The organism is Actinomadura sp. 6N118, from assembly GCF_044326415.1.
GTDB lineage: Bacteria > Actinomycetota > Actinomycetes > Streptosporangiales > Streptosporangiaceae > Spirillospora.
Genome location: NZ_JBIRAZ010000013.1, coordinates 296,793 through 321,907, shown reverse-complemented (window position 1 = coordinate 321,907; position 25,115 = coordinate 296,793). Strand labels below are relative to the sequence as shown.

Sequence of the window (25,115 nt, the reverse complement as noted above, 5' to 3'; positions counted from 1 at the left end):
GTGTCGCCCCCCTCGCCCATGCCCTCCGGGGCACGCACGAGCTACTCGACGTGGCACTCTTGCCGGGACTCAGGCAAGGGGTCGTTCAGTAGCGGTGTCCTCCCAGGCCGAGGTACGCGGCCAGCACTGCGGCGCCCGACACCGCCTGTGCTGCTAGAAGCCCCGCGGACACGCCGCCGATGAGCGTCGTCAACGTCGGCGCGCAGCCGAGCACCGCGACGTCCACCCCGGTCAGCGCCCACAACACCGGCCCCGTCGGCAGCGCGCCGACCGGTGTGTTCAGGACGGGCATCGCGTGATCGACGGGCCGCCGCCTCGCCATCCGCAGTGCGCCGGCCGCCAGCGCGGGCGCGCACGCCACGCCCAGCAGCCACCACGGCCCGGCGGGCAGCGCACCCGCCGTGCCCAGCACCGTCAGCGCCGCCACCAGCCATCCGCCGCCCAAAAGCGCGGGTAGCACCGCCCGCGCGGCAAGCAGCGCCCGCGGACCCACGCCCAGCAGCCGTGCCAGCGCCGGGTCCTCCCCGTCGCGCCGGGCTCCGGTCGTCGCCGAGGCCGCGACCGCCAGCGCTCCCACGCCCAGCACAACGGCGGCAACAGCGGGAACACCGTTCCCCGCCACGTCTGTTGTGGCGCGGGCGGCCAGCGCTGGAAGAAGTGTGGAGGACACCAAGAGGGCGACACGGACGGGGCGGCGGGCCAGGCGCCGCCATTCCTGCCAGGAGACCGCCAGCGGCCCCCGTGCGCGGGCGGGCACAAGGCCCCTGGCCAGACCGGACGGCCAGGGACGCGAACGCAGGGAACGGCCACGCCAGTGGGCGTCTTCGACGATCCAGGTCAGAGCACCAGGGTCCATCATGACCGCCGCCGCGGCCGCGTGACCGGTACGGGTGGAGGCGTCCAACACGGTACGGGCCGGGATGCGGCCGAGCGCGGTCCACGCGCGGACGGTCAGCCCGGCGGCCGGCATCACCGACGCCGTCGCCGCTGCCAGCACGGCCGACGGCGGCGCCGACGAGACAGACGCCGCCAGGTGGCTGCCCGGACCGAAACTCATGATGGCTGCGATGCCCGCCGAGACCACGATGACGCTGATCCCGCCGGTCAGCCACGCGTCCCACCGCTCGGACGTCTGGGCCAGCACGGCCGCCGACATCCCGCCCGCCATCGTCGCGACGCCGAGTACCAGCGCGGCCAGCAGGCGCAGGACAGCCTGGTCCCTCGAGCCCAGAACAGTCAGCAGGCCCACCCCCAACGCTGCGCCGGCCACCACCGACACCCCCACAAGGATCAGCGCCGTACGGCCCAGCACGCCACGGCGTGGCAGCGGCGACAGCACAAGCCACGCCGCGTCCGCCGCGGGCACCGCCACCGGACCGGACGCCCTGGCCGCCGAGAGCGCCCCCGCCAGCAGCAGCGCGAGTAGAGCCACGCCTGCGCACGCACGCGACGTATCCACTTCCCGCGGAACGGCCGACAACGCTGTGCCCACCGCCGGAGCCGTGATCAGCACCGCCAGCGTCAGCCCGATAAGACCGGTGTAGCGATCCGACCACGTGCGCCCGCTGCGTCCCCGCGCCCGCACATACGCCCGGACCGCCGTCACGCTCGCGACGCCGGTCATGCCTCCTCCAGGGTGAGCAGCCGGGCACCGGCGGCCTCGGCCAGGCGCAGATCGTGGGTCGCCATCACCACCGTGCCTCTCTCAGCCGCGTATCCGGCGAGGATCCCGGCCAGCCGGCCCCGGAACGAGGTGTCCAGGGCGCGTTCGGGCTCGTCCAGCAGGAGCACGCGGCTCGGCCGCAGCAGCGCCATCGCCAGCGACAACCGCTGCCGCTGCCCGGTCGACAGCGACAGCGGCGCCAGGTCGGCCCGCGCGGTCAGGCCGAAGAGGTCCAGCGCCGCCCCGGCGTCCATCCGCGGCCGGCGCCGGCCGCCCGAGGCGTGCACCGTGGACATCAGCTCGAGGTGCTCGCGGACGCTCAGCCCCGGATACCACGCAGGCTCGTCGCCGACCAGGGCGACGTCGCGCCAGAACTCCGGCTCGTCGGCCGGCGGCCGGCCGAACACCCCGACCCGCCCGTCCGCCGCCTGCAAGCCCACCAGGGAACGCAGCAACGTCGTCTTCCCCGCCCCGTTCGCGCCGACGATCGCGACGACCTCGCCCGCCCTGGCCGTCAGGTCCACGCCACTCAGGATCGGCGCGCCGCCCAGTTCCACAGCCACACCGCGGGCCTCGATGATCACCTCAGCCATCGTCCGACCGTAACAAGGACGGTCCTCCGAGCGAACCGGGACAGTCGCGTTCCTGCTGACCTGCATTGCCATGGGGTCGGGTGAGAGGGGGTCAGCTGTTGCTTGGGGTGCGGTCGCCTCGGTCAGCAGCAGGAATCCCTGGCGATCGACCGATGCGGAGGTCGCGGACAGGACGACGGCGCCGGTTCCGGTGTCGCGGTCGAGTCCGGCCCAGGAGCGGAAGCCGCCGGTGCCGCCGTTGTGCCAGGTCACCGATGGTGGCCCGGATGCCACCGGCCAGCCCCACTGCTTCCCCGGTCCATGGCTGCCGTGGCCTGCCTCGCCGGCTCGTACCGGTGATGGCACCTGGGCTGAGCTGGTCGGCTGTTGCGGGCAGATAGAAGCGATCCAGCCCCAGCGGGCCGGCGATGCGCCGGTGCACCAGTTCGGCGTAAGGCATTCCGGCTGCGGCGGCGATCGCGTGGCCGAGTAGTTCAAACCCGAAGTTGGAATAGCGGGACCGTGGCCTGCCCACCCCGCACAGTGCGGGTATGGGCAACACAGAACTGCGGTGCTCTCGGAACTCACCGACATTCAAGGCCCGTTAGTGCAGTTCAGCCCGTGCCACCGCGTCCGCGGCGGCTTCTCCGGATCGAACAGCGCCGTCGATGTAGCCGTACCAGCGTGGCGAGGTTTCCGCCCCCGCCCAGTGGATTCGGCCGACGGGCGCGCGCCACGTGGAGCCGAGCTGAGTCCACGCACCCGGCGGGAACAGCGCCGAGTAGGCACCGCGGGTGAATGCTTCCTCGTTCCAGTTCCGCTCGACGAAGCTCACCGGTGTGGCGGCCTGGGGGCCGAACAGGCGGCCGAGCGAGTCGAGAAGGGTCGTGCGGCGGTCCTCGGGAGAGCGCGTGGCGAGGTCGCGGGCGGGTGTGCCGTTGACGAAGGCGATCAGTACGCCGCGCCGGCCAGACCGTGGACTGCTGTCGACGGTCAGCGCGATCGGGCCGCGCAGGCTGAGGGCGGCTCCGCTCAGGCCGGCCTGCCGCCAGAACGGTGCCGGGTAGCCGACGACGTACTTGATCACGTTGCCCATCGGGAGCCGCTGCAGCAGGTTGTCGCGCGCGGCCGGCAGCGGTGGATGGAAGGCGATCCGGGCCGCGAGCGGAGGAGGAACCGCGACCACCACGTGCCTAGCGTGCCATGTGGTCCCGTCCTTGACGGTGACCACGACACCGGAATCGTTCTGCTCGATCCGCTGGACCGGCGCGTTCAGCCGGATCGCGGCGCCCAGCCGCTCGGCGAGCCTGGTGGCCACGCCGTATGCCCCGCCGTCCAGCCGGTCTTGCTGCGCGCCGCCTTCGACGTCGGTCACCGCGGCCAGACTGCCTGCGGCCTTGATGTAGAACAGCGCGTGCAACAGCGACAGCTCGCTGGGTTCGCAGGCCCAGATCGCCCGGCAGGCACAGACCAGGAACCGACGCCCGCCCTGGGTCTTGACCGTGCGGTCGATCCAGGACTGCAGCGTTTGCCCATCGAGCGCGGCCGCGTTCGGGCCGCACCACGGGGTCTCGGCATCGACGGTACGGGCGAGCCGGCCAAGACGGGATTGGGCACGTGCCACGTCCAGCAGCGTCAGCGGACCGAGTTTCGGCGCCATGCCGCGGAACCGGCGCACCCGTCCGGTCTCGGTCTCCAGTACGTTCGCGCCCGCGGTGTGCGTCGGAAAGATGGCCACGCCGAGCTCGGCCGCCAGCGCGTAGATGCGGTCCTGGCCCGGTCCGATGAACTGGCCACCGAGATCGACGGTCTCGCCATCGACCTCGATGCCGGCCGTACGGCCACCAACCTGATCACGGGCCTCGGCGAGAAGAACGTCATACCCGCGGCGACGGAGCCGCTCCGCGCACACGAGACCGGCCATACCTGCGCCGATCACGATGACGTCAACGCCTGGATTGTGGTGGGACATGCGACCTCCTGGGGTGTTGGTCGTGTTCGCGACATGCACGAACACGCCAGCGCACCCACCTGCCACCACGGCGCTGACTTCTGCGATTCACTTGTGCGCACAGATCATTTCCGGCACGCCGCCGGGGTGTCAACAAGCCATCGACATCCCCGAACCCCGCGCCGAACTTCCCGCAGGCAACCGACGCCCGGCCGATCCGCACCCCGCACCCCGCACCCCGCACCCCGCACCCCGCACAGGGCTAACGCGATCGTCGGTATGGGTGGTCAGGGTCGCGCGCTGCGATCATGGTTCTCCAACGGAGAGGGTGGCATGGTCAGCGCGTTGGATTCGCCGCGCACCGGCGCCGTCGACGCGCGTTCGCGTGCGCCGTTCGGCTGGGCGCCGCTGGTCGTCTTGTTCATCGTCGGATTCGTGGACAGGATCGAGCACAACCTGCTCATCGGCGTGCTCCCGGCCGTTCAGAGCGAATGGGGCTTCAGCGACACCGCCGCCGGCTCGATCCCGACGGCCGCGGCCCTGGCGGCGGCGCCCTCGGCTCCCTGGTCGTCGGCATCGCCTCGGGCCGGCTCGGGTCGCTGCTCGCCGGGATGTACGTCCTGGTGATCCCGATGGTCGCCGGCGGACTTCTCACGCTCAGGGCCAGGGCGTCGTTCGAACGCGACGCGCACAAGGTCATGGAGTAGGCCGCCCTCGACTGCCGTCAAGCGTGAGCAGGGTGGAGGGATGAGCCGCGCGAAATGCCCTTTCGGCCCCCCATGGGCGTCAGGCTGTTCTGAGTGCTTCGGTGGGGGGCATGCGGGCTGCTCGCAGGGCGGGGAGCAGGCCCGCGACGCCGCCGATGACGACGGCTGCGCCGAGGCCGCCGCCCCACGCCAGCATGGGGACGATCGTCGCCCAGCCCTTCACGGACGCGTAGACGACCGTGGCGGCCACGCCGAGTGCGACACCGGCGGCGCCGCCGAGTGCGGCGAGCAGGACCGCCTCGGACAGGAACTGCAGCCGGATGCCGCCCCTGGTGGCGCCGAGGGCACGCCGGAGCCCGATCTCCGACCGGCGTTCCAGTACGGAGATGACCATCGTGTTGGCCACTCCGATGCCGCCGACGAGCAACGCCACCGCGCCGAGCCCGAGGAACAAGCCGTTCAGCGCGGACTCGGCCGCCGCCCGCGCCACCAACGCGGCGGAGGGCTGGCTGACGCGCACCTCACCGGCGTTCCTGGGGTTGGCCGTCGCGCCCAGCAGCCCGTGGACCTCCTCCACATGGCCGGTGCGGGCCCGCACATAGATCATCGATGGATGCCCGTCGAAGTCCAGGTATCGCCGCGCCGCCGGGTAGCCGACCAGGACTGAGGAGTCGATCTCGGGTGACAGTGCCGCCGGGCTGAGGATGCCGCTGACATAGAACCACTGCCCGCCCACCCAGATCCGCATCCCCGGGTGGACGCGGGCGATGCCCAGCCGACGCGCCGCCGCCGAGCCGAGCACGGCCACCGGCTGGGTGGCGGTCGCCGCGTTCAGGTACCGGCCTTCGGCGACGGTGGTGCGAACCGCCGCGGGCAGATCCAGGCTCGCCGCGTTGACCGTCAGCCCGTTGGTCTGCAGGCCTGGTATGAGCGGGCTGCGGAAGGCGTTGACCTTGGTGTCGCCGGTGCTCTGCACGGCCTCCACCGCGGGGATCCGCCCGATCATCCCGGGTGCCTGGAGCGGCAGCCGGGCGTCTTGGCCGGTCAGGGACTGGCCCGGGGCGACGGTGAGCAGGTTGGTGCCGAGCTTGTCGATCTCGGCGAGAAGCCCGGCCTGGGACGAGGCCGACAATCCGAGGACCGCCACCATCGCGGCGACGCCGATGGCGATGCCCAGCGCCGACAGCGCGGCCCGCGTCCGGCGGGTGCGCAGGCCGACCGCGGCGACCCGGGCGAGGTCGACCGGGTGCAGCCGGCCCGGAATGGAGGCCGTCATGGCAGTTGCCTTCCTGCAAGCAGCGGCTGTTCGGTCACGTCGGCGACGATGCGCCCGTCGAGGACCTCGATGCGGCGCGGGAGCCGCGCGGCCAGCTCACGGTCGTGGGTGATCATGATGATGGTGGCGCCGTCGGCGTTGAGCTCGGTCAGCAGCTCGTAGACGGCGGCGCCGGAGACGCTGTCGAGGTTGCCGGTTGGTTCGTCGGCCAGCACGATCGCCGGGTCGCCGACCAGGGCCCGGGCGATCGCGACGCGCTGCCGTTCCCCGCCCGACAGCTGCGAGGGGCGGTGGTCGAGCCGGTGGCCGAGACCGACGCGTTCCAGGGCGGCGGTGGCGGCGGCCATTCTTTGCCGGTGCCGGACGCCTGCGTAGAGGAGCCCGTCCGCGACGTTCTCCACCGCCGTGGCGTGGTCGGCCAGGAAGAACTGCTGGAAGACGAATCCGATCCGTTCGGCCCGCAGGCCCGCGAGGGCGCGGTCGGACATCGCGGCGGCGTCGTCGCCGAGGATCCGTACCGTGCCTGATGTGGGCCGGTCCAGCGTTCCCATCACCTGCAGCAGGGTCGACTTGCCCGATCCCGACGGGCCGACGATCGCCACCAGGTCGCCGCGGTGAACGGTGAAGCTGGCCTCTTCCAGCGCCGTCACCGGAACCGTGCCCGGATAGACCTTGGACACCTTGTCCAGTTGCAGCACCGCTGTGTCGTCCGTTCCGGTCATGAGGCCGGCACCACGACGCTCTGCCCGGCCGCCAAGCCGCTGCCGCTGACCTCGACCGTGCCCGCACTGTCATCGAACAGCCCGGTCTTCACGGGGATCAGGCGATGGGTGCCGTCGGTCCCGACGACTTCGACGGCGTAGCCGCCGCCCGCCTGCGCCAGCAGCGCGTTCACCGGGACCGACAGCACGTCCTTGGCCGTGTCGGTCACGATCGAGACCTGGACCGGCGCCTGGTCGAGCATGCCGGTCTCCCTGGGCTTGAACGGCCTGATCCGCACATCGACGGTCGTGCTCTTGTCGCCCTTCGTGGCCACCTTGCCCACCGAGGAGACAACGCCGGGGGTGTTCCTGCCGGTGGGCAGGGAGATGGTCACCTTGTCGCCGGCCTTCACCTCGCCCTGCTGGCCGGCGTGCATCGAGATCGAGACCTGCCGCCGGGTGGAGGAGGCCCGCAGGACCACCGCACCGCGCGCCGCCCCGCCGCCGCGCACCGCAGTGATCTTGGTGATCCTGAGTTCGGTCTCCGGCACGAAGACGGCTTGGCCGCGGGTCAGGATCCCGGTCTCCGCCAGGCCCGCCTTGTCCTGCAGCTCCCGGAGGGCGTGGTACGTCCCTGTCCCGAAGTAGTCGGAGTCCGGGTCGATCTCGGCCTTGGTGGCGTAGCGCAGGGCGACGAGCGCCGCGTTCAGCTGCCGGACGTCTGCTCCCTTGCTCCCCTGCGACAGGTCGCGGTAGACCGGGACGCTGCCGCGCAGCAGGATCACCGGCTTGCCGTCGACCCGGTACAGCGCTCGGCCCTGGCGGATCACCTGCCCCACGGCCGGGAGCTTGGTGAGGGTGCCATCGGTCTGGTTGACGACCTCGTAGCTGCCCGCGTAGCCCAGTGTCCCGCTTTCCTGGGTACGGGCCGACAGCGTTTCCTTGGCCACCTGGGCCAGTCCGGTCGCGTTGGCGCCCCGCAGCGGCGGGTCTTCGGGCCGCATTCCGAACGGATCGGCGATGACGACCCCGGCGCCCGCCGCGATCAGGACGCCCGCGGAGGCCATGATGACCGGTCCGGTCAGGCGCCTGGCGCTTCGGGACCGTCGTGGCGGCTTCGGCTTCGCCCCTAGCCCCGGCTTCGCCCCTGACCTCGGCTCTGGTTTCAGCCCCGGCTCTGGTTTCGGACCATCAGGCGGCGTGTGTGGTTCGGCGTTCATGGTTTCGTGGTCGGCTCTGCTGGTCATCAGTTCTCGACACGCATCGGGCCCTTGAAGCCGGTCTGCTTCTGGCAGGTGTCCATGGCGGTGCGGTACTGCGGAGCCTCGCGGTCGACGTCCTTGAGGTGGAAGACGCCCTTGCCGTCAGGGTCGGGGAAGTCGGAGACGCCGTTGGACCGCATGCAGCCGGCCAGTTTGACGGCCTCTTGGCGCGCCTGCGGGTCGTTCGCAGCGGGCTCCGCGGGCAACAACGACTTGCACTTGCCGTCGGCGGCCTTGTACTTGGGGTCGTCGGCGTCGAGGTTGGTTGAGAATCCGACGCCTCCGCCCGGGTCGCTCTCGGGGTCGGGGAACTCCTTGATGCCATTGGCCCGCATGCACTTGGAGTATTCGACGTGCTTGGCCAGGAGCTCCCCCTGGGAGCCGTTCGCCGCCGCGCCGCCGTTCGCGCCCCCGCCCCTCTTCTCCTTCTCGCCGCCAGAGCAGGCGGTGCCGGTGAGAACGAGCCCGAAGAGCGCGGTCGTCACCACCGCGATGCGCGCCGCGCGGCTTCCCGCCGTACATGTGGTTGCCATGTTCTTTCCTCACTGCTCGGCCGCTGGTTGTCAGAGGCCGTTCTACGCAGGAGGCGCTAACACGAGCCCAACATGATCCGTTATTTCGTTGTTAGGCGCGATGAGGCATCCTTGGGCCGTGTTCCACCTGCCACGACGCACGATCCGGATGCGTCTCGCCCTGCTCTACTTCGGGGTCTTCCTCGGGTCGGGCGCGGCTCTGTTGACCATCATGATCGCGCTGTATCAGGGCTCCTCGGTCTCGGCCCCGGCCGACCCGGGAGCCGTCCATCCGACGCCTGGCGCATCCGGCACACGGGGCGCGCCCGGCACGTTCGAGGACAGCCGGGATGACTCCGAGCTGAGCCAGCTGCTGGCCGCCGCGGGGCTCGCGCTGGCGTTCATGGCGGTGGTGTCGCTGGTGCTGGGCTGGCTGGTGCCGGGCCGGTTGTTGCGGATCCTGCGCACGATCACCACGAGCGCGCGCCAGATCTCGGCCACCAACCTGCACGAACGCCTCAACCTGCCCGGGCCCGAGGACGAGCTCAAGGAGCTGGGCGACACGTTCGACGATCTGCTGGCCCGGCTTGAGCGCTCGTTCGAATTCGAGCGGCGGTTCGTCGCCAACGCCTCGCATGAGCTGCGGACGCCGCTGGCGACCATGCGGGCGTCGCTGGACGTCGCGATGGCCAAACCCGGGCCGCTGCCCCCGCAGACCGTCACCCTCGCGGACCGGATCAGACACGAGCTCGATCACGTCGACCGGCTGCTGGAGAGCTTCCTGACGCTCGCGCGCGCCCAGCACGCCCCGGTCGCCGACGAGTCGACCCTGGCCCTCGGCGCCGTCGCCGCGGCCGCGCTCGAACGCCGCGACGACGTCATCGCCGAGCTCGAACTCCAGGTCGACCTGGAGACGAGCCCGGAGGCGCGGGTCCGGGGCAGCGAGACACTGCTGTCCCGCCTGGTCGAGAACGTCATCGACAACGCCGTGACCCACAACCGGCCCGGCGGGTGGATCCGTGTCCGTACCGCGGTGCGGGAAGACCTCGCCGAACTCGTGGTCGAGAACGGCGGCCCCGTCCTCGCGCAAGACGACCTCGCTGACCTCACCCAGCCGTTCCGCCGCCTGGGCGCTGACCGCACGGGCTCTGACCGGGGCAGCGGGCTCGGGTTGTCGATCGTCGAGGCGATCGCCGAGGTCCACGGCGGGACGCTCGGACTGCTCGCGCTACCTGGCGGCGGCCTGCGCGTGACGGTCACGTTGCCGCTCACACACATGGACATCGAGACCAGCACCAGCGCCAGCGCCGTCGCTGGAGCGAGCGCATGAGAGTGCTCGTCGTCGAAGACTCACGCGCCCTGGCCGACGTGGTCGCCGAGGGGCTCCGAGACCAGGGCATGGCCGTGGACGTCGCCTACGACGGGCTCGACGCGGCCACCAAGCTCGATGTCTCCTATGACGTGGTGGTGCTCGACCGCGATCTTCCCGGGCTGCACGGCGACACCCTCTGCCGGATGATCACCGAGGCGGAGCGGCCCGTCATGGTGCTCATGCTGACCGCGGCGGACTCCCCCGGCGACCGGGTCAGCGGCCTGAGCCTGGGCGCCGACGACTACCTGGCCAAGCCGTTCCACTTCCCGGAGCTGGTGTTGCGGGTGCGCGCGCTCGCCCGCCGCCGCCCCGGCGCACGCGCACGGGTCTTCCGCGCAGCGGGCATCGAGCTCGACCCCGTGCGGCGCACGGTGGTCCGCGACGGGCGGATGCTCAGCCTGTCGGTCAAGGAGTTCGGCGTGCTGGAGGCGCTGCTGCGCGCCGCACCCGCGTTCCTCAGTGCCGAAGACCTGCTCGAACAGGTCTGGGACGAGCACGCCGACCCGTTCACCAACACCGTCCCGGTGACCGTCGGCCGGCTGCGGCGCAAGCTCGGCGACCCGCCGGTGATCACGACCACGCCCGGCGTCGGCTACCGCATCGCCGAGTGACGTGCCACGTGCAGTCAGCCGCCGGTGCGGGGCACGTGCGGTCAGCCGCCGGTGCGGGGCACGACCAGGCCCGACTCGTAGGCGGTCACGACCGCCTGGACGCGGTCGCGCAGGCCCAGTTTGCGCAGTACGCGGCTGACGTGGGTCTTGACGGTCTCCTCGCCGACCGTCAGCCGCGCGGCGATCTCAGCGTTGGACAGGCCCTCGGCGACGAGGCGGAGCACGTCGGTCTCGCGGGGCGTGAGCACGCCGAGCGCCGGCGCGACCGGGCGCGGGCGGAGCCGGGCGAACTCGCCGATGAGCCGGCGGGTGACGCTCGGCGCGAGCAGGGCCTCGCCGGCCGCCGCGACCCGGACGGCGTCGAAGAGCCGTTCCGCCGTCACGTCCTTGAGCAGGAACCCGCTGGCGCCCGCGACGAGCGCGTCGTAGACGTGTTCGTCGAGGTCGAAGGTGGTCAGCATGACGATCCGCGGTGAGGAGCCGTCCCCGGCCGCGGCGGTGATGCGGCGGGTGGCCTCGATGCCGTCCATGGACGGCATCCGCACGTCCATCAGCACGACGTCCGGGCACTGCTCGCGGCAGGCCGTGATCGCCGCGGCGCCGTCGGCGGCGGTGCCGACCACGGTCAGGTCGGGCTGCGTCTCCAGGAGGGCGCTGAACCCGGCCCGGACCACTTCCTGGTCGTCGACCACCACGACACGGACGGGCGCGCTCACCGGTCCTCTCCCGCCGTGACCGGGAGGGTGGCTTCGACGAGAAACCCGTGGCCCGGCGCCGGTCCGGTATGCAATTTGCCGCCGACCGCCGCTGCGCGTTCACGCATCCCCAGCAAGCCGTGCCCGCCCCCGTGCCCATCCTCGTGCGAGCTTCCGTGCCCGCCTCCGTACGAGCTCCCGTGCCGCCCGCCGCCACCGCCACCGTCACCGTTGGCGTCGGTGGGCGGCGGGCCTGGCCCGTTGTCGCGGACGCACAGGTGCAGCACATCGTCGTCGTAGTGGAGCTCGACGTCGACGGCGGCACCGGGGGCGTGCCTGCGGGCGTTGGTGAGTGCTTCCTGCACGATGCGGTACGCGGTCAGCTCGACGCCCGGGTCCAGCGGCGTGGCGCGGCCTCGCAGGATGAGGCGGGCGGTGACGCCACCGGACTCGCGTGTCTCGTCGATGAGTTCCAGCAGTTGCTCCAGGGTGGGCTGCGGCCGGCGGGTGGGTTCGGCGCCGGCGTCCTCCCGCAGGACGCCCAGCAGCCGGCGCATCTCGGTGAGCGCCGTGCGGGCGGTGTCGCCGATGGCGAGCAGGTGCTTGGCGCCCTCAGGCGGCATGCCGGGCACGGCGAGCCGGGCGGTCTCGGCCTGCACGGAGATCATCGAGATGTGGTGGGCCACGACGTCGTGGAGCTCGCGGGCGATGCGGGCCCGTTCGCCGCGCGCGGTGAACTCCATCAGCGTGCTCTCGATGGCGCGCCGCGACGCGTCCCGTTCGACGGCCGCGGCGCGCACCCGGGCCAGCCTGCGGCGTGCGACCAGGTACCAGGCGGCGATCAACGCGGCGATCCCGGTGAACAGCGGCGACCAGTAGAACGGGACCGACAGCAGCGTCGTGCCCGTGACCGTCACGGCCGCCGCGAGCGGGTGCCGGCCGGCGACCGCGAGCGGCACGGTCGCGCACAGCGCGAGCAGGACGCCCACCGGCAGGTTCGCGCCGACGCCGGTGCGGGCCACGGTCTCGGCGAGCGCGACCATGCCGAGCACGGCTCCGGCGATGACGGGGGCGCGGCCGCGCGCCGCCTCGGGCAGCTCCACAGCGTCATTCTCACCGACCGGGGCGGGCCTTGGCGTCCCCCTGATCAACAGTTCGGCCGTCCCCCGTGAGAGGGACGTGGCATCGGCCTGTCCCCCGGTCCGCTCCGGCGAAGATGACTCCGGTGCGGGACGACAGCGAGGGGCAGGATTCCTAGTCTCCTGGTCATGAACGCCACCATCGAAGTTCGCGGGCTGCGCAAACGCTACGGACCGACCGTGGCCGTGGACGGCCTCTCGTTCACCGTCGAGCCCGGGCAGGTCACGGGGTTCGTCGGGCCCAACGGCGCGGGCAAGTCGTCCACGATGCGGATGATCATGGGGATGGACCGGCCGGACGAGGGCAGCGCGCTCATCGGCGGCCGTCCCTACCGGACGCTGCGTTCCCCCTTGTGCCAGGTCGGTGCGCTGCTGGACGCGTCGGCGGTGCATCCCGGCCGGCGGGCGCGCGACCACCTGCTGTGGATGGCGCACTCCAACGGGCTGCCCGCGCGGCGGGTGGACGAGGTGATCGACCTGGTCGGCCTGCGGTCGGTGGCCAAGCGGGCGGCGGGCGGGTTCTCACTCGGCATGCGGCAGCGGCTCGGCATCGCGGCGGCGTTGATCGGCGACCCCCCGGTGCTGATGTTCGACGAGCCCGTCAACGGCCTGGATCCCGAGGGGATCGCCTGGATCCGCGGGCTGCTGCGGTCACTGGCGGCGGAGGGGCGCGCGGTGCTGGTCTCCAGCCATCTGATGAGCGAGCTGGAGGACAGCGCCGACCATCTGGTGGTGATCGGGCGCGGCCGGGTCGTCGCCGACACCAGCGTGCGGGAGCTGCTCACGGCCGCGTCCAGCGGCCGGGTGATGCTCCGCACCGGCCGGCGGCAGAAGGCCATGACGGTGCTCGCCGACGCCGGTGCGTCCGTGGCGGCGAACGGACCTGACACGCTGACGGTGTCGGGGCTGGCCGCCGAACGCATCGTGGCGCTGCTGAACGAGGGCGGCGTGACCTTCTCAGGCATCGCGGAGCACCGTGCGTCCCTGGAGGAGGCGTACATGGAGCTCACCCGCAACGCAGTCGACTTCCGAGGCGGCGCGGGCGGCACGGGCGGCTCAGCCGGCACGGATGGCTCAGCCGGCTCGGGAGGTCTGGAGGGTACGGGAGAGCCGGGCGACTCGGCGAGTTCGTCGGCCACGACCGGACGGGACCAGGGATGACGACCACGACGACGCGGTTCCAGAGTTCGATCACCGTGGCCCGGGACGGCTTCGGGCGGCTGGTGCGCGCTGAGTGGACGAAGTTCCGGTCGGTGCGCAGATGGACACTGGGCATGCTGGCCATGGCCGTGCTCACGGTGGGAATGGGCCTGTTCATCGTTTCGGGCAGCGGCACCGATGTGAACACCCGGCCGCAGGAGATCACGGTCGGGCCCGGCGGGACCCGGGTCAATGATGTCTTCCAGTTCACGCACCGGCCGCTGCAGGGGGACGGCGGCATCACCGCGCGCGTGACCTCGCTGAAGAACCCCGGCGGCCAGAAGATGGCGGGCTGGGCCAAGGCCGGTCTGATCATCAAGGCGGGCACGAAGCCGGGCTCGACGTACGCGGCGGTGATGGTCACGCCGGGCCACGGCGTCCGGTTGCAGTCCGATTTCACCAAGGACGTGGCCGGGAAGTCCCAGGTGATACCGGGTTGGCTCCGCCTGGTCCGTGCCGGCACGTCCGTCACGGGCTACGAGTCGCCCGACGGCAGGACGTGGCGCACGGTCGGCACGGTCAAACTGCCCAAGCTGCCGCAACGCGCCGAGATCGGGTTGTTCACGACGTCGCCGGGGGTCTTCAAGGTCCAGCGGGAGTTCGGCACCACGTCGGTCGGGCAGACTACCTCGATCGTCACCGCGACCTTCGACGGCGTCGGCGTGGAGCCCCGGCAGCAGGCTGCTCCGTGGACCAGCACCGCCGTGCGCCCGATCCGCGTGGGCGACGACGACTCCCAGGACGAATTCCAAGGGACCGAGAGCGCGGGCACGTTCACACTGCGCGGCCAGGGCGACATCGCACCCCTGCCCGTGGAGGACGATCCGGTCCGGCTTCCCTTCACCGGCGTCATGATCGGCATGATCGCGGCCATCGCGCTGGGCGTGCTGTTCATCACCGCCGAGTACAAGCGCGGCATGATCCGGACCAGTTTCGCCGCCAGCCCGCGGCGCGGCCGGGTGCTGGCCGCCAAGGCCGTCGTGATCGGCGCCGTGACGTTCGCCACCGGGCTGGTCGCCGCCGTCATCTTGTTCTTTGTGTCCCAGCCGGTGCTGCGGTCGAGCGGGTTCGGGCCACCCGCCTTTCCCGAGCCGTCGCTCACCGAGCCGCCGGTGATGCGGGCGGTGGCGGGCACCGCGCTCTTCCTGGCACTGGTCGCGGTGTTCAGCCTGGGCGTCGGCACGATCTTGAGGCGCAGCGCGGGTGCGATCGCCGGCATCATCACGCTCCTCGTGCTGCCGACGATCATCGCGTCCGCGCTGCCGATCTCGGCGGCCACCTGGATGATGCGCCTCACCCCCGGCGCAGGCCTGTCGATCCAGCAGACCAGAACGAACTATCCCCAGGTGGAAAGCGTCTGCATCCCCGAAGACGGCTGCTACTACTCCGAGCCGTGGGCGGGCATCGGCGTGCTGGCCGCCTACACGGCGGTGGCTCTCGGGCTGGCGTACTGGCTGCTGCGCCGGAGGGACGCATGATCCGCACGCTGCACGCCGAATGGACCAAGCTGCGCACGCTGCCCAGCAGCGGCTGGTCGTTCGTAGGAGTGGTCGCGGTCACCGTGGCGCTGAGCGTCGCGTTCACCGCGTCGGTGGACGCCGCCGACTGCCCGACCCCGCAGGGCTGCCATGAGGACACCACCAAGCTCACGCTGTCGGGAACCTGGCTCGGGCAGGCCGCCGTCGTCGTCCTCGCCGCGCTCGTCATCACCAACGAGCACGCCACCAGGATGATCCAGACGACACTGGCGGCAACACCGCGCCGGGCCGTGGTGCTGCTCGCCAAGGCCGCCGTCGTGGCGGGTGTCGTGCTGGCCGCCGCGGTCCTGGGCGTGGCGGGTTCCCTGCTCACCGGCCGGTTCTTCCTCGAGGGGAACGGGTTCACCGCGGCCAACGGCTATCCGCCTCTGTCGCTGGGATCTGAGCCGACGCTGCGGGCCGCGTCCGGCACCGTGCTGTACCTGGTTCTCGTCGGCCTGCTGAGCCTGGGCGCCGGGGCGCTGCTGCGCGACACCGCCGGGACGATCACCGCGGTGCTGACGCTGTTCTACATCGCTCCGCTGGCCGTCCAGTTCGTGGGTGATCCGCAGTGGCGGGAACGGCTGGAGAAGGCGGCGCCGAGCGCGGGCATGGCCGTGCAGGCGACACGGGATCTGGACCGGCTGCCGATCGGGCCATGGGCGGGGCTGGGGGTGCTCGCCGCCTACACGGCCGGTGCCCTGCTGGCGGGTGGCGCCGCGTTCATCCGTCGTGATCCCTGAACGGGGACGCGGCCCGGCGGCGCGGACGGCGGCGGGGGCTGCGGCTCTGGCGGGTGCCGCTCTGGCGGGTGCGGCCCGCGCCGGTGGCGTACGCCGCGAACCGGGTCAGCATCCCGCCGCCCGCCTGGCGCCACAGTTCGGGACGTGCCGCGGGGAAGGCGTAGCACGGCACCCCGCCGCTGATCATCCCCATGACGCGGGGCTCCCCGAACGATGCCGCCGCGAACGAGTACAGCCCGGTCAGCCGCGGGGCGATGATGCCCCAGTCCAGCAGCCGTGGCAGCGGCCCCTCGGCGGCGACCATGTCCTCGACCGTGAGGCCGGTGAGCGGGTACCGCTCGGGGAAGGCGCGGCGCAGGTCGAGGAACAAGCCGACCGAGCCGCGCCGCGGGTCTCCGGCCAGCCGCCCGATCGTGCCGAACGAGCCCAGTGCCAGCCTCGGCTGTGCCGCCAGCGCGTGGGTGTAGAGGACCCGCAGGAGAGCGACGTTCATCATGAAGCGCTCGGGGGGCAACTCTGCCTCAGCGAGCTCCACGTTCTCCAGATATCCGGCGACGACGCTGGAGTTGTGGGCGCGGTACCAGGAGGAGGGTGACGGGGCGCGCAGGAACTCTCCCCACAGCTCGACGCTCCGGGCCGAGGACCTGCCGCCTGCCGGGGATCTGCCGCCTGCCGGGGATCTGCCGGCTCCCGCCTCGTACAGCAGCGCGGCCTCGGTCTTGTCGCGCAGCAGGCGGTCGTTGACCGCGCGCCACCACGGGCTGCCGGGCCGGGCGGCGGTGGGCGGGTTCAGGACGCCCCGCGCGATCTCCCAGCGCAGGAACGCGAGCTCGGCCCGGCCGTAGGAGGCGCGTGCCCGGCCGGCTGCGGTGTAGAACTCGGTGGCGAGCCGCACCCGGCTGCCGGTCCCGCCGGCGGCCTCGCGTACCTTCGCCGCGGCCAGCGACGCGGCCTCCGTCTCCCCCACCGGCAACCTCGCTCCCACCAGTAAGCTCGCTCGACCTCGCCGGAGCAACGGGAACAGTGTCGCATCCTCACGTGATCGCTTACGATCGCCGCCATGGCCTATGCCGTCCGCCCCGCCGAAGACCGTGACCTGCCCCTGCTGGCCGAGATCGAGCGCAGTGCGGACGGGGTGTTCGGCCCGCTGGGCATCGCTTTCCCGGTCGGCCCCACGGTCATCGAGGAGGTCGCCGCCGGCGCGCTGCAGCTGCTGGTGGTGGGTGATCCCCCGATCGGGTTCGCGGCGGTCATCGAGGTCGACGGCCACCGGCATCTGGAGCAGATCGCGCTGCACGCCGACCACACCGGGCGCGGGCTCGGCCGCCCGTTGATGGAGCGGGTCATCGGCGACGCCGACGGCGGCGAGCTGACGCTCATCACCTTCCGCGACGTGCCGTGGAACGGCCCGTGGTACGCGCAGTTCGGCTTCGTCGAAATGCCGGAGTCGGAGTGGGGCCCGGAGCTGCGCGCGCATTGGCAGGCGGAGATCGCCGCGGGCCTGCACGAGTTGGGCCCGCGCCTGGTCATGCGCCATCCAGGCAGCTGAGGCCGGTCCCCGCCAGCCCGGTCCCGCCAGCCCGGTCCCGCCCGCCTGGTCACTCGCCCGCTTGGCTGCCTGCCGCGAAGACACCGGCTCGGGCGGCGGCGAACGCGGCCGCTCCTGCGCGGTCCGCGACGTCCTGGTCGACCGGCTCACCGGAGATGAACAGCCGGTAGTAGAGCGGGGCGACGGCTGAGCGCACCACCTCGGCGGCATCGGTGCCCGGTGGCAGTTCACCGCGTTCGACGGCTCGCGTGACGATGACCGCGGCGTCCTGCTGACGCCGGGCGAAGAAGGCGTGCAGCGCGGCGGCGGCACCGGGATCCTGCACGGCGGCCGCGATGAAGGCGGATGACACCGGCCCGAGCTCGGGGTCGGCGAAGCCGCTGTGGACGAGCCGGGCCAGCTCGCGCAGGTCGTTCTCGGCCGAGCCGGTGTCGGGGACCGGCCAGGGCTCCTCGCCGGCCAGCTCCAGCGCGTCGGCGATGAGGCCTTCGGCGTTGCCCCAGCGGCGGTAGACGGTCGTCTTGTGCACGCCCGAACGCGCCGCGACGTTCTCGACGGTGAGTCCCTGATAGCCGTGTTCGGCCAGCTCGGCGAGCGTCGCCTCCCGTACGGCGGCACGGGTCCGAGCGGTGCGCCCGCCCGGCCGCACCGTGCCCGGCTCCGACGCCCCGGCGGTCATGCCCCCACTGTAACGCAACGCAGGTTGCATTAGCTGTGGCGTCGCGGCCCGGTGAAATCCGGTTGGCCGGGGCCGCCGCCGTCCGTTACAACGGATCGCATGCTTCGCAAATATCCCCGGACCCGGCATATCGAGGGCTCCCGGCTGCAGCCAGGGGACCACGATCTCGCCGCCGTGCCCTTCGGGGAGATCGTGGGGCGGTATCTGGTCGTGGAGGAGAAGCTCGACGGCGCGAACGCCGGGATCAGCTTCTCGGCGGCGGGTGAGCTGCGGCTCCAGAGCCGCGGCCACTACCTGACGGGTGGGCCGCGCGAGCGCCAGTTCGGCCCGCTGAAGGCGTGGGCGGCGTCGGTGCAGCACCAGCTGTGGCCGCGGCTCGGCGACCGGTATGTGCTGTACGGAGAGTGGCTGTACGCCAAGCACACGATGTTCTATGACGCCCTCCCCCACTATTTTTGCGAGTTCGACGTGCTCGACCGGCGCGATGGCACGTTCCTGTCGACCGGGCGGCGGCGCGAGCTGCTCGCCGGGTCGCCGGTGGTCTCGGTGCCGGTGCTGCACGAGGGCCCGCTGCCCGATCTGGCATCGCTGACGGCCCTCACCGGGACCTCGACCTGCCGGACGGCGGGGTGGCGGGACGCGCTGCGAGCCGCCGCGGCGGCGGGCGGCGCGGACCCCGCCAGGGTCGCCGACGAGACCGACCGGTCAGACGACATGGAGGGCCTCTACATCAAGGTGGAGGAGGACGGGCTCACAGTCGACCGCTTCAAGTGGGTGCGGGCGAGCTTCCTCACCGCGATCCTGGACTCGGGCACCCATTGGCAGGACCGGCCGATCGTCGCCAACGGCCTGGCAGACCCGGAGGTGCTCTATGCAGGTCTTTGAGGACTTGTGCCCGGCGCCGCCGCACTGGCGGGTGCCGTGGCCGGAGATCAAGGAGACGTTCGCGTGGGTGCACGACCTGGCGGGCGTCCCGCAGGACGCGATCCATCACGCCGAGGGCGATGTGGAGATCCACACGCGGATGGCGTGTGAGGCGCTGGCGTCGCTGCCGGCGTGGCGGGCGCGCCCGGCCGATGAACGGGTGCGGCTGTTCACCACGGTCCTGATGCACGACGTCGCCAAGCCGTACTGCACGCAGACCGGCGCCGACGGCCGGATCACCGCGCACGGCCACTCGCGGCGCGGTGATCTGATGGTGCGCCGGATCCTGTGGGAGCTCGGCGCGCCGGTCGCGTGGCGGGAGCACGTGGCGGCGCTGGTGCGGCACCATCAGGTGCCGTTCTGGGCGCTGGAACGCCCGGACCTGCAGCAGATCGTGTTCCGGGTGAGCCTGCTGGCCCGCAACGACGACCTGGTGCTGCTGTCAACCGCCGACATCCTCGGCCGGATCTGCGGCGACACCGACGAGGTCCTGGACAACATCGCGCTGTACGAGGAGTACTGCGCCGAGCAGGCTTGCCTGGACGGGCCGCGGCGGTTCCCGTCCGATCACGCCCGCTTCTGGTATTTCCGCAAGCCAGGCCGCGACCCCGATTACGACGCCTACGACGACACCCGGCTCACGGTGACGGTCCTGTCGGGGTTGCCGGGGGTCGGCAAGGACCACTGGATCGCGGCGAACCGCCCGGACCTGCCGGTGGTGAGCCTGGACCGGCTGCGCGCCGAGATGGGCGTGAAGCCGTCCGGTGACCAGCGCCCGGTGGCGGCCGCCGCGCACGAGCTGGCGCGCGGGCATCTGCGGGCGGGACGCTCGTTCGTCTGGAACGCCACGAACGTGTCGCGGATGCTGCGCGAGCAATGCACCGGCCTCGTCGCCGACTACCGGGGCCGCATCGAGCTGGTCGCGCTGGAGGCACCGCCGGGAGTGCTGCGCGAACGCAACCGTGCCCGTCGGGCGCCCGTCCCGGACGCAGTCATCGACCGGCTGGTCGGCCGCTGGGAGACTCCTGACCCGACCGAGGCGCATCGGGTGCACTGGCTGTCGACGGCCTGACCGGCGCCAGCCCCTGCCGGTCACGCAGCCCGACCAGCGGGTCCATGATGGCGGCCGCGTCCGAGCAGTTCGGTACCTGGCTGGGCCTGTTCACGGGGCTGAGCGTGACCGCGGCGCTGCTGTTGCGCCGCTTCGCGCGGAACCTCCCCGTCCGGGCCGGGCTGCCCGCCGGGTAAGCCGCTGCTGGCACACTCCTGTGAGGCCGAACGCGAAGGAGGAACGCTCATGGAAGTTCCTGGTCAGGTGGCATTGGTGACAGGTGGCGGGTCCGGCATCGGCGGGGCGGTCGCCACGGCGCTGCTGGGCGCGGGCTGGCGGGTGGCGCTGGCCGGACGCCGGGCCGGGCCGCTGCGGGCGACGGCGGACGCCGCGGGCGTGCCGGCGGACCAGGTCCTCACCGTGACCGCGGACGTGAGCGCGCCGGAGTCGGTGGAGGCGTTGTTCGCGGCGGTGACGGAACGGTGGGGGCGGCTGGACCTCCTGGTCAACAACGCCGGGACGTTCGGCTCTCCCTCGCCGGTGGAGGACTTCGACCTCGCGCAGTGGCGCACGGTCATCGACACCAACCTCACCGGATCGTTCCTGTGCGCGCAGCAGGCGTTCCGCGTCATGAAGGGCCAGCGGCCCCAGGGCGGCCGGATCATCAACAACGGCTCGCTGTCGGCGTTCACGCCGCGTCCGAACTCGGTCGCCTACACCGCCAGCAAGCACGCGGTGACCGGGCTGACCAAGACGTTGTCACTGGAGGGCCGCCGCTACAACATCGCCTGCGGCCAGATCGACATCGGCAACGCCGCCACCGACATGACGAGCAGTTTCGGGTCGGGCACCCTGCAGGCCGACGGCTCGACCAGGTCAGAGCCGGTGATGGACGTGCGGCATGTGGTGGACGGCGTCCTTTACATGGCGGGTCTGCCGCTGGACGCCAACGTGCAGAACCTCACGGTGCTGGCGACGGCGATGCCCTCGTTCGTCGGCCGCGGCTGATCACGTGCCGGCTGCTCGCGTCGGCTGTTCACTTGTCGGCGTAGCCGCGCAGGCCGGCGGCGAGGTCGCGGACGGCGGCGCGCAGCTCGTCGGGGCGGCGGATCTGGAACGGCCAGCCGAGCCCGGCGAGCATCGTCGCCATGCCGTCGAGCCTTTCGGCGCGGGTGACCATGAGCACTCCCCCGTCGGTCTCGGTGAGCGTGGCGGTGGAGGCGGGGACGCGCCGCCGCGCTTCGTCCAGGGACGTCTCCAGCACGACTTCGACGTCGTGCCGGTAGGGGACCTTGGCCAGGGAACGGGTGACGTGCTGGACGGGATCGGCGTCCACGGGGATCTCGAAGGTGCCTTCGCCGGGTTGCACCGACACCACGCGGTCGACGCGGAAGGTGCGGACCTCGCCGCTGCGGTGGTCGTGCCCGGTCGCGTACCAGCGTCCGGAGTGGAAGACCAACCCGTAGGGATCGAGGTCACGTTCACTCTCATCGCCTTGCCAGGACCGGTAGCGCAGCCGCACCCGCCGCCGCTCGCGCGCGGCGGCGGCGAGGGTGAGCAGGGCGGCGGTGGCGGGGGCGGTCGCGTCACGGGCGGCGAGTGTGAAGCCGAGGGTCTCCTGCAGGGCCTGGACGCGTTCGCGCAGCGCGGCGGGCAGGACGCGCTGCACCTTGGCCAGCGTGCTCTCGGTGGCCTCTCCGGGCAGGCCCAGGCGGCGCCCGGCCAGCAGCCCGAGCACGACCGCGGTCGCCTCGTCGTCGGTGAGCATCAGCGGCGGCAGCTTGAAGCCGGGCATCAGCCGGTAGCCGCCGTAGCGCCCGCGCTCGGCGACGACGGGGATGCCGAGCTCCTCCAGCCGCGCCGCGTACCGCCGCACCGTGCGCTCGTCGACGCCCAGGCGCTCGGCCAGCTCGGTGCCGCGGATGCGGTGGTGGGCCTGAAGCAGCTCCAGCATGGTCAGCACACGGGTCGTCGGATGTGACACAGGTCACCCTCTTAATCCGGGCGGGAACTGTCCGGTATTGACCGTAGGTTAGTGCCAACGGATCGACAGAGAGAAGGCATCGAGATGGCGACGTTCGTACTGGTCCCCGGTTTCTGGCTCGGCGCGTGGGCGTGGGACGAGGTCGCGGCCGGGCTGCGCGCGGCGGGGCACGAGGTGCACGCGGTGACGCTCACCGGCCTGGCCGAGCGGGCGGCGGAGGCGACCCCCGAGGTGAACGTCGACACCCACATCGCCGACATCATCGGCGTCATCGAGGACAACGACCTGCAGGACGTGATCCTCGTGGCGCACAGCGGCGCCAGCATGCCCGCCACGGGCGCGGCGGACCGCGTTCCCGAGCGGTTGAAGCGGATCGTCTACGTCGACACCGGGCCGATGCCGTCGGGCATGGCGCAGATCGACTTCACCGACCCCGAGGAGCAGGCGGCCACGCGCAAGCAGGTGGAGTCCGAGGGCGACGGCTGGCGGCTGCCGGTGCCCGCATTCGACCCCGAGGCCGACCCGGTCACGCTGGCCGGGCTGACCGCCGAGCATCTGGCCATGATCGCCGAACGCGGCACGCCCGAGCCGTTCGGCGCGGCGGTGCAGCCGCTGATCCGGCCGCAGACGCCGCCGGACACGCCCAAGAGCGCGATCTTCAACAGCATCCCGCTGGCGATGGTGGAGCAGCTGGCGGCGAGCGGCAACCCTGTGTTCAGCCTGATGGCCGGGCCGGAGTGGACCTACCACGAGCTGCCGACCGGGCACTGGCCGATGTTCTCCAAGCCCAAGGAACTGGCCGCGCTTCTGGACGAGATCGCCCGCTGACCTCGTCCTCGGCGTTCTCGGTGCACCGCCCTCTGGCCCGGCCGGGTCAGGGGGCGGTGAACGTGCAGGGCAGGCGCTTGACGCCGTTGATGAAGCTGGACACCAGCCGGTCCGGTTCACCGGCGGTGCGGATGTCGGGCAGCCGGGTGAACAGCTCCCGGAACATCACGGTGATCTCGCGGCGGGCGAGGTTGGCGCCGAGGCAGAAGTGCGGGCCGGGACCGCCGAAGCCGACGTGGGGGTTGGGGTCGCGGGTGATGTCGAAGGCGTCGGGGTCGTCGAACACCGCCGCGTCGCGGTTGGCCGAGTTGTAGTACAGGATCACCTTGTCGCCCTTGCGGAAGGTGTGCCCGTTCATCTCGTGGTCACGGGTGAGGTTGCGGCGGAACTGGATGACCGGCGTGGAGATCCGCACGATCTCCTCGACCGCGCCGGCGATGCGGCCGTCGAAGTCCTCCAGGAGCAGCTCGCGCTGGCGGGGGTTGTCGCTGAAGAGCTGGAGGCCGTGGGCGATGGCGGTGCGGGTGGTCTCGTTGCCGGCGACGACCAGCAGCAGGAAGAACGTGCCGAACTCCTGGGCGGTGAGCTTCTCACCGTCGATGTTGGCGTTGACCAGCGCCGAGGTGAGGTCGCCGGTCGGGGTGGCGATGCGTTCCTTGCCGAGCTTGGCCGCGATGACGTGCAGTTCCCGGCTGGCGAGGGCGACCTTGGCGAGGCCCAGGCCGGTGCGGAGCTTGCCCATCTCGGGGGTGATGCCGGTGAACTCGGCGTCGGAGTTGCCCAGCACGATGTTGGTCAGCTGGATCACGCGCGGGTAGTAACGCTCGGGGATGCCGAGCATGTCGCAGATGATCTCGACCGGCAGCCGCACCGCGACCCCGGCGACGAAGTCGCCGGGGTCGGACGCGATGAGCTCGTCGACGATCCGCGCCGCCCGGCGCTGGATGTCGTCCTCGGTCTTGGCGAGCATCTTGGGGCTGAACGCGCGCGACACGATCCGGCGGATCTTGGCATGCCGCGGATCATCCATGTTGATCATGGAGTTGACGTACTTGTCGAGCCATTTCGGCGAGTCGACCACGCTGGTGGCGTTCGGCTCGCTGCTGAAGATCTGCGGATTGCGGCTGGCCTCGGTCACGTCGGCGTGCCGGACCAGCGCCCAGTAGCCCGGGCCGCGCTTGGTGAACGGGATCGAGGGGTCGGGGAAGAAACGCGGCCCGTCCTGCTCGCGCAGCACGGCGAACGCGGCGGCCCGTTCGGCGAGCGGGCGCTGCCAGAACCGCAGATCGCTGAGATTGATGCCGCCGACCTGCCCGCCCGGTGCCTGGATCGTCATCGCCGCGCCGCCTTCCCTCAGCCCCCACCCAACCGCCCTTTCAACGGACAAGCTCCGCTTGGCGGTTTTCCTGCCCTTACCCCCATGCTTGGGTAAGTGCTTGGTTACGGTCAATGGGCTGGGGCGTCCTGTGACCCAGGCCACCCTGTCACGAGCACGGCGCCGCCCCAGCCGAGGACCGCACCGAGGGCCCAGCCCGCGATGGCGTCGGTGGGCCAGTGGTAGCCGAGCGTCACCACCGCGAACGCGACGCCGGCGATCAGCGCATGGCCGGCGATGGTCCAGCGCCGGGTCGCGCCCAGCATGGCGAGGATGAAGATCCAGCAGGCGGCGGCGTTGGCGGCGTGCCCGGACGGGTAGGACAGGTAGCCGCCCTCGAACAACAGGTCGGCCCCGGTCCGCGGCGGCGTGCGCGCGAAGCCGATCTGCGCGGCCCGGATCGTCAGCTCGGTGCCGGCCAGCCAGAGCCCGGCCCTGGCCAGGAAGCCGATGACGCTGCGCCGGCCCTGGTCGCGGTGCCGCCACGCGACCCACAGCGTCGCCAGCACGACGCCGGTCGCCACGATCCAGTACTGGCCGCCGTTGACGACGATCCGCCAGAAGAAATGCCACGCGCCGGTACGCGGGGGCAGCCCGCCGTCGAACACCCAGTGGTCGAACCGCCGCAGCAGCCCGCCGGCGAGCACGTCGAGCGTGGTCGCGAGCAGGAGGACGGCGGCGGCCAGCGGCAGCGCGTACGGCCGCAGCCGGATCAGAAAGACCTGGGGAGGAGGCAACCTGGCCGGAAGGCGCCCGCCCCCGATCGAGGCACCCGCATGCCTTCGATCTTGCCTCATCCGGCCG

General features: G+C 71.9%; 28 protein-coding genes. 12 read left to right on the top strand and 16 right to left on the bottom strand.

The window, feature by feature from the left end:
* Positions 1–85: 85 nt before the first annotated feature.
* The 5 genes from ACH34W_RS32085 to ACH34W_RS32065 form a co-directional block, all read right to left on the bottom strand.
* Positions 86–1,624 (bottom strand): DUF6297 family protein, encoded by a 1,539-nt coding sequence (locus ACH34W_RS32085; protein ID WP_395964881.1) that lies wholly within the window; start codon positions 1,622–1,624, stop codon positions 86–88.
* Positions 1,621–2,256 (bottom strand): ATP-binding cassette domain-containing protein, encoded by a 636-nt coding sequence (locus ACH34W_RS32080; protein WP_395964880.1) that lies wholly within the window; start codon positions 2,254–2,256, stop codon positions 1,621–1,623. The genes ACH34W_RS32085 and ACH34W_RS32080 overlap by 4 nt, the downstream gene beginning before the upstream one ends.
* A gap of 91 nt (positions 2,257–2,347) precedes the next feature.
* A complete protein-coding gene (locus tag ACH34W_RS32075) occupies positions 2,348–2,770 on the bottom strand; it encodes a serine hydrolase (protein ID WP_395964879.1) in 423 nt (140 codons plus the stop codon).
* A gap of 69 nt (positions 2,771–2,839) precedes the next feature.
* Positions 2,840–4,207 carry a flavin monoamine oxidase family protein gene (locus tag ACH34W_RS32070; RefSeq protein ID WP_395964878.1) on the bottom strand — a complete coding sequence of 456 codons (1,368 nt, stop codon included), beginning with the start codon at positions 4,205–4,207 and terminating at the stop codon, positions 2,840–2,842.
* Between the two features lie 266 nt (positions 4,208–4,473).
* Positions 4,474–4,650: a hypothetical protein gene (locus ACH34W_RS32065; RefSeq protein WP_395964877.1), complete on the bottom strand. Its 177-nt coding sequence runs from the start codon at positions 4,648–4,650 to the stop codon at positions 4,474–4,476.
* A gap of 27 nt (positions 4,651–4,677) precedes the next feature.
* Between ACH34W_RS32065 and ACH34W_RS32060 the strand changes: the two genes are divergently transcribed.
* Complete coding sequence (locus tag ACH34W_RS32060; protein ID WP_395964876.1) at positions 4,678–4,893, top strand: hypothetical protein; 216 nt, start codon at positions 4,678–4,680, stop codon at positions 4,891–4,893.
* Positions 4,894–4,972: 79 nt separating this feature from the next.
* Here ACH34W_RS32060 and ACH34W_RS32055 read toward each other — a convergent pair whose 3' ends face one another.
* The 4 genes from ACH34W_RS32055 to ACH34W_RS32040 all read right to left on the bottom strand — a co-directional run bounded on the left by ACH34W_RS32055 (position 4,973) and on the right by ACH34W_RS32040 (position 8,665).
* Positions 4,973–6,169, bottom strand: coding sequence for an ABC transporter permease (locus ACH34W_RS32055; RefSeq protein ID WP_395964875.1), 1,197 nt, complete (start codon positions 6,167–6,169; stop codon positions 4,973–4,975).
* On the bottom strand, positions 6,166–6,891 hold the full coding sequence (locus ACH34W_RS32050) for an ABC transporter ATP-binding protein (protein WP_395964874.1): 726 nt from the start codon (positions 6,889–6,891) through the stop codon (positions 6,166–6,168). Before ACH34W_RS32050 ends, ACH34W_RS32055 begins: the two co-directional genes overlap by 4 nt.
* Positions 6,888–7,937 carry a peptidoglycan-binding protein gene (locus ACH34W_RS32045; protein ID WP_395964873.1) on the bottom strand — a complete coding sequence of 350 codons (1,050 nt, stop codon included), beginning with the start codon at positions 7,935–7,937 and terminating at the stop codon, positions 6,888–6,890. Before ACH34W_RS32045 ends, ACH34W_RS32050 begins: the two co-directional genes overlap by 4 nt.
* 179 nt (positions 7,938–8,116) lie before the next feature.
* Complete coding sequence (locus tag ACH34W_RS32040) at positions 8,117–8,665, bottom strand: hypothetical protein (RefSeq protein ID WP_395964872.1); 549 nt, start codon at positions 8,663–8,665, stop codon at positions 8,117–8,119.
* A gap of 118 nt (positions 8,666–8,783) precedes the next feature.
* Here ACH34W_RS32040 and ACH34W_RS32035 point away from each other — a divergent pair, with 118 nt between their 5' ends.
* Entirely contained in the window at positions 8,784–9,974 is a 1,191-nt protein-coding gene (locus ACH34W_RS32035; RefSeq protein ID WP_395964871.1) for a sensor histidine kinase, read from the top strand.
* Positions 9,971–10,627, top strand: coding sequence for a response regulator transcription factor (locus ACH34W_RS32030; protein WP_395964870.1), 657 nt, complete (start codon positions 9,971–9,973; stop codon positions 10,625–10,627). The genes ACH34W_RS32035 and ACH34W_RS32030 overlap by 4 nt, the downstream gene beginning before the upstream one ends.
* A 41-nt stretch (positions 10,628–10,668) precedes the next feature.
* Here ACH34W_RS32030 and ACH34W_RS32025 read toward each other — a convergent pair whose 3' ends face one another.
* Together ACH34W_RS32025 and ACH34W_RS32020 are read right to left on the bottom strand one after the other, a co-directional pair.
* Positions 10,669–11,343, bottom strand: coding sequence for a response regulator (locus tag ACH34W_RS32025; RefSeq protein ID WP_395964869.1), 675 nt, complete (start codon positions 11,341–11,343; stop codon positions 10,669–10,671).
* Complete coding sequence (locus ACH34W_RS32020) at positions 11,340–12,425, bottom strand: sensor histidine kinase (protein WP_395964868.1); 1,086 nt, start codon at positions 12,423–12,425, stop codon at positions 11,340–11,342. The genes ACH34W_RS32025 and ACH34W_RS32020 overlap by 4 nt, the downstream gene beginning before the upstream one ends.
* Before the next feature lie 165 nt (positions 12,426–12,590).
* Here ACH34W_RS32020 and ACH34W_RS32015 point away from each other — a divergent pair, with 165 nt between their 5' ends.
* Genes ACH34W_RS32015 through ACH34W_RS32005 form a run of 3 tightly spaced genes read left to right on the top strand, consistent with a single transcriptional unit; the run spans position 12,591 to position 15,921 of the window.
* Positions 12,591–13,622, top strand: coding sequence for an ABC transporter ATP-binding protein (locus ACH34W_RS32015; protein WP_395964867.1), 1,032 nt, complete (start codon positions 12,591–12,593; stop codon positions 13,620–13,622).
* Positions 13,619–15,139, top strand: coding sequence for an ABC transporter permease subunit (locus ACH34W_RS32010; RefSeq protein ID WP_395964866.1), 1,521 nt, complete (start codon positions 13,619–13,621; stop codon positions 15,137–15,139). The genes ACH34W_RS32015 and ACH34W_RS32010 overlap by 4 nt, the downstream gene beginning before the upstream one ends.
* A complete protein-coding gene (locus ACH34W_RS32005) occupies positions 15,136–15,921 on the top strand; it encodes an ABC transporter permease (protein ID WP_395964865.1) in 786 nt (261 codons plus the stop codon). The genes ACH34W_RS32010 and ACH34W_RS32005 overlap by 4 nt, the downstream gene beginning before the upstream one ends.
* Here ACH34W_RS32005 and ACH34W_RS32000 read toward each other — a convergent pair.
* Complete coding sequence (locus ACH34W_RS32000) at positions 15,902–16,888, bottom strand: hypothetical protein (protein WP_395964864.1); 987 nt, start codon at positions 16,886–16,888, stop codon at positions 15,902–15,904. The two genes, ACH34W_RS32005 and ACH34W_RS32000, sit on opposite strands and share 20 nt — an antisense overlap.
* 93 nt (positions 16,889–16,981) lie before the next feature.
* Between ACH34W_RS32000 and ACH34W_RS31995 the strand changes: the two genes are divergently transcribed.
* On the top strand, positions 16,982–17,470 hold the full coding sequence (locus ACH34W_RS31995) for a GNAT family N-acetyltransferase (protein WP_395964863.1): 489 nt from the start codon (positions 16,982–16,984) through the stop codon (positions 17,468–17,470).
* Positions 17,471–17,519: 49 nt separating this feature from the next.
* On the opposite strand, the gene ACH34W_RS31990 is transcribed toward ACH34W_RS31995, so the two are convergent.
* Positions 17,520–18,149, bottom strand: a complete 630-nt coding sequence (locus ACH34W_RS31990) for a TetR/AcrR family transcriptional regulator (protein ID WP_395964862.1) — start codon at positions 18,147–18,149, stop codon at positions 17,520–17,522.
* Positions 18,150–18,248: 99 nt separating this feature from the next.
* On the opposite strand from ACH34W_RS31990, the gene ACH34W_RS31985 reads away from it, so the two are divergent.
* From ACH34W_RS31985 to ACH34W_RS31970, 4 genes are read left to right on the top strand one after another with little or no spacing between them, the layout of a single operon-like run.
* Entirely contained in the window at positions 18,249–19,034 is a 786-nt protein-coding gene (locus tag ACH34W_RS31985; RefSeq protein WP_395964861.1) for an RNA ligase family protein, read from the top strand.
* A complete protein-coding gene (locus ACH34W_RS31980) occupies positions 19,021–20,145 on the top strand; it encodes an AAA family ATPase (RefSeq protein ID WP_395964860.1) in 1,125 nt (374 codons plus the stop codon). The genes ACH34W_RS31985 and ACH34W_RS31980 overlap by 14 nt, the downstream gene beginning before the upstream one ends.
* A gap of 44 nt (positions 20,146–20,189) precedes the next feature.
* The gene (locus tag ACH34W_RS31975; RefSeq protein WP_395964859.1) at positions 20,190–20,321 is read left to right on the top strand and encodes a hypothetical protein; all 132 of its coding nucleotides are present in this window, start codon (positions 20,190–20,192) and stop codon (positions 20,319–20,321) included.
* Between the two features lie 49 nt (positions 20,322–20,370).
* Positions 20,371–21,132, top strand: coding sequence for an SDR family oxidoreductase (locus ACH34W_RS31970; RefSeq protein WP_395964858.1), 762 nt, complete (start codon positions 20,371–20,373; stop codon positions 21,130–21,132).
* A 28-nt stretch (positions 21,133–21,160) separates the two neighbouring features.
* On the opposite strand, the gene ACH34W_RS31965 is transcribed toward ACH34W_RS31970, so the two are convergent.
* Complete coding sequence (locus ACH34W_RS31965; protein ID WP_395964857.1) at positions 21,161–22,108, bottom strand: helix-turn-helix transcriptional regulator; 948 nt, start codon at positions 22,106–22,108, stop codon at positions 21,161–21,163.
* Positions 22,109–22,192: 84 nt separating this feature from the next.
* Between ACH34W_RS31965 and ACH34W_RS31960 the strand changes: the two genes are divergently transcribed.
* Entirely contained in the window at positions 22,193–22,936 is a 744-nt protein-coding gene (locus ACH34W_RS31960; protein WP_395964856.1) for an alpha/beta fold hydrolase, read from the top strand.
* 46 nt (positions 22,937–22,982) lie between these two features.
* Here ACH34W_RS31960 and ACH34W_RS31955 read toward each other — a convergent pair whose 3' ends face one another.
* Positions 22,983–24,272, bottom strand: a complete 1,290-nt coding sequence (locus tag ACH34W_RS31955; protein WP_395964855.1) for a cytochrome P450 — start codon at positions 24,270–24,272, stop codon at positions 22,983–22,985.
* A gap of 110 nt (positions 24,273–24,382) precedes the next feature.
* Complete coding sequence (locus ACH34W_RS31950) at positions 24,383–25,108, bottom strand: phosphatase PAP2 family protein (RefSeq protein ID WP_395964854.1); 726 nt, start codon at positions 25,106–25,108, stop codon at positions 24,383–24,385.
* Positions 25,109–25,115 lie beyond the last annotated feature (7 nt).

Bases quoted from the DNA above. Each gene is read 5' to 3' on its own strand.
- ACH34W_RS31990 (WP_395964862.1), bottom strand. From the start codon at position 18,149: ATGACCGCCGGGGCGTCGGAGCCGGGCACGGTGCGGCCGGGCGGGCGC.
- ACH34W_RS31950 (WP_395964854.1), bottom strand. From the start codon at position 25,108: ATGAGGCAAGATCGAAGGCATGCGGGTGCCTCGATCGGGGGCGGGCGC.
- ACH34W_RS32005 (WP_395964865.1), top strand. From the start codon at position 15,136: ATGATCCGCACGCTGCACGCCGAATGGACCAAGCTGCGCACGCTGCCC.
- ACH34W_RS32050 (WP_395964874.1), bottom strand. From the start codon at position 6,891: ATGACCGGAACGGACGACACAGCGGTGCTGCAACTGGACAAGGTGTCC.
- ACH34W_RS32030 (WP_395964870.1), top strand. From the start codon at position 9,971: ATGAGAGTGCTCGTCGTCGAAGACTCACGCGCCCTGGCCGACGTGGTC.
- ACH34W_RS32040 (WP_395964872.1), bottom strand. From the start codon at position 8,665: ATGGCAACCACATGTACGGCGGGAAGCCGCGCGGCGCGCATCGCGGTG.
- ACH34W_RS32070 (WP_395964878.1), bottom strand. From the start codon at position 4,207: ATGTCCCACCACAATCCAGGCGTTGACGTCATCGTGATCGGCGCAGGT.
- ACH34W_RS32015 (WP_395964867.1), top strand. From the start codon at position 12,591: ATGAACGCCACCATCGAAGTTCGCGGGCTGCGCAAACGCTACGGACCG.
- ACH34W_RS31955 (WP_395964855.1), bottom strand. From the start codon at position 24,272: ATGACGATCCAGGCACCGGGCGGGCAGGTCGGCGGCATCAATCTCAGC.
- ACH34W_RS32060 (WP_395964876.1), top strand. From the start codon at position 4,678: ATGGGGCTTCAGCGACACCGCCGCCGGCTCGATCCCGACGGCCGCGGC.
- ACH34W_RS32065 (WP_395964877.1), bottom strand. From the start codon at position 4,650: ATGAGCAGGTTGTGCTCGATCCTGTCCACGAATCCGACGATGAACAAG.
- ACH34W_RS31975 (WP_395964859.1), top strand. From the start codon at position 20,190: ATGATGGCGGCCGCGTCCGAGCAGTTCGGTACCTGGCTGGGCCTGTTC.
- ACH34W_RS32055 (WP_395964875.1), bottom strand. From the start codon at position 6,169: ATGACGGCCTCCATTCCGGGCCGGCTGCACCCGGTCGACCTCGCCCGG.
- ACH34W_RS32045 (WP_395964873.1), bottom strand. From the start codon at position 7,937: ATGGCCTCCGCGGGCGTCCTGATCGCGGCGGGCGCCGGGGTCGTCATC.
- ACH34W_RS32080 (WP_395964880.1), bottom strand. From the start codon at position 2,256: ATGGCTGAGGTGATCATCGAGGCCCGCGGTGTGGCTGTGGAACTGGGC.
- ACH34W_RS31985 (WP_395964861.1), top strand. From the start codon at position 18,249: ATGCTTCGCAAATATCCCCGGACCCGGCATATCGAGGGCTCCCGGCTG.
- ACH34W_RS32010 (WP_395964866.1), top strand. From the start codon at position 13,619: ATGACGACCACGACGACGCGGTTCCAGAGTTCGATCACCGTGGCCCGG.
- ACH34W_RS31995 (WP_395964863.1), top strand. From the start codon at position 16,982: ATGGCCTATGCCGTCCGCCCCGCCGAAGACCGTGACCTGCCCCTGCTG.
- ACH34W_RS31980 (WP_395964860.1), top strand. From the start codon at position 19,021: ATGCAGGTCTTTGAGGACTTGTGCCCGGCGCCGCCGCACTGGCGGGTG.
- ACH34W_RS32085 (WP_395964881.1), bottom strand. From the start codon at position 1,624: ATGACCGGCGTCGCGAGCGTGACGGCGGTCCGGGCGTATGTGCGGGCG.
- ACH34W_RS31970 (WP_395964858.1), top strand. From the start codon at position 20,371: ATGGAAGTTCCTGGTCAGGTGGCATTGGTGACAGGTGGCGGGTCCGGC.
- ACH34W_RS31960 (WP_395964856.1), top strand. From the start codon at position 22,193: ATGGCGACGTTCGTACTGGTCCCCGGTTTCTGGCTCGGCGCGTGGGCG.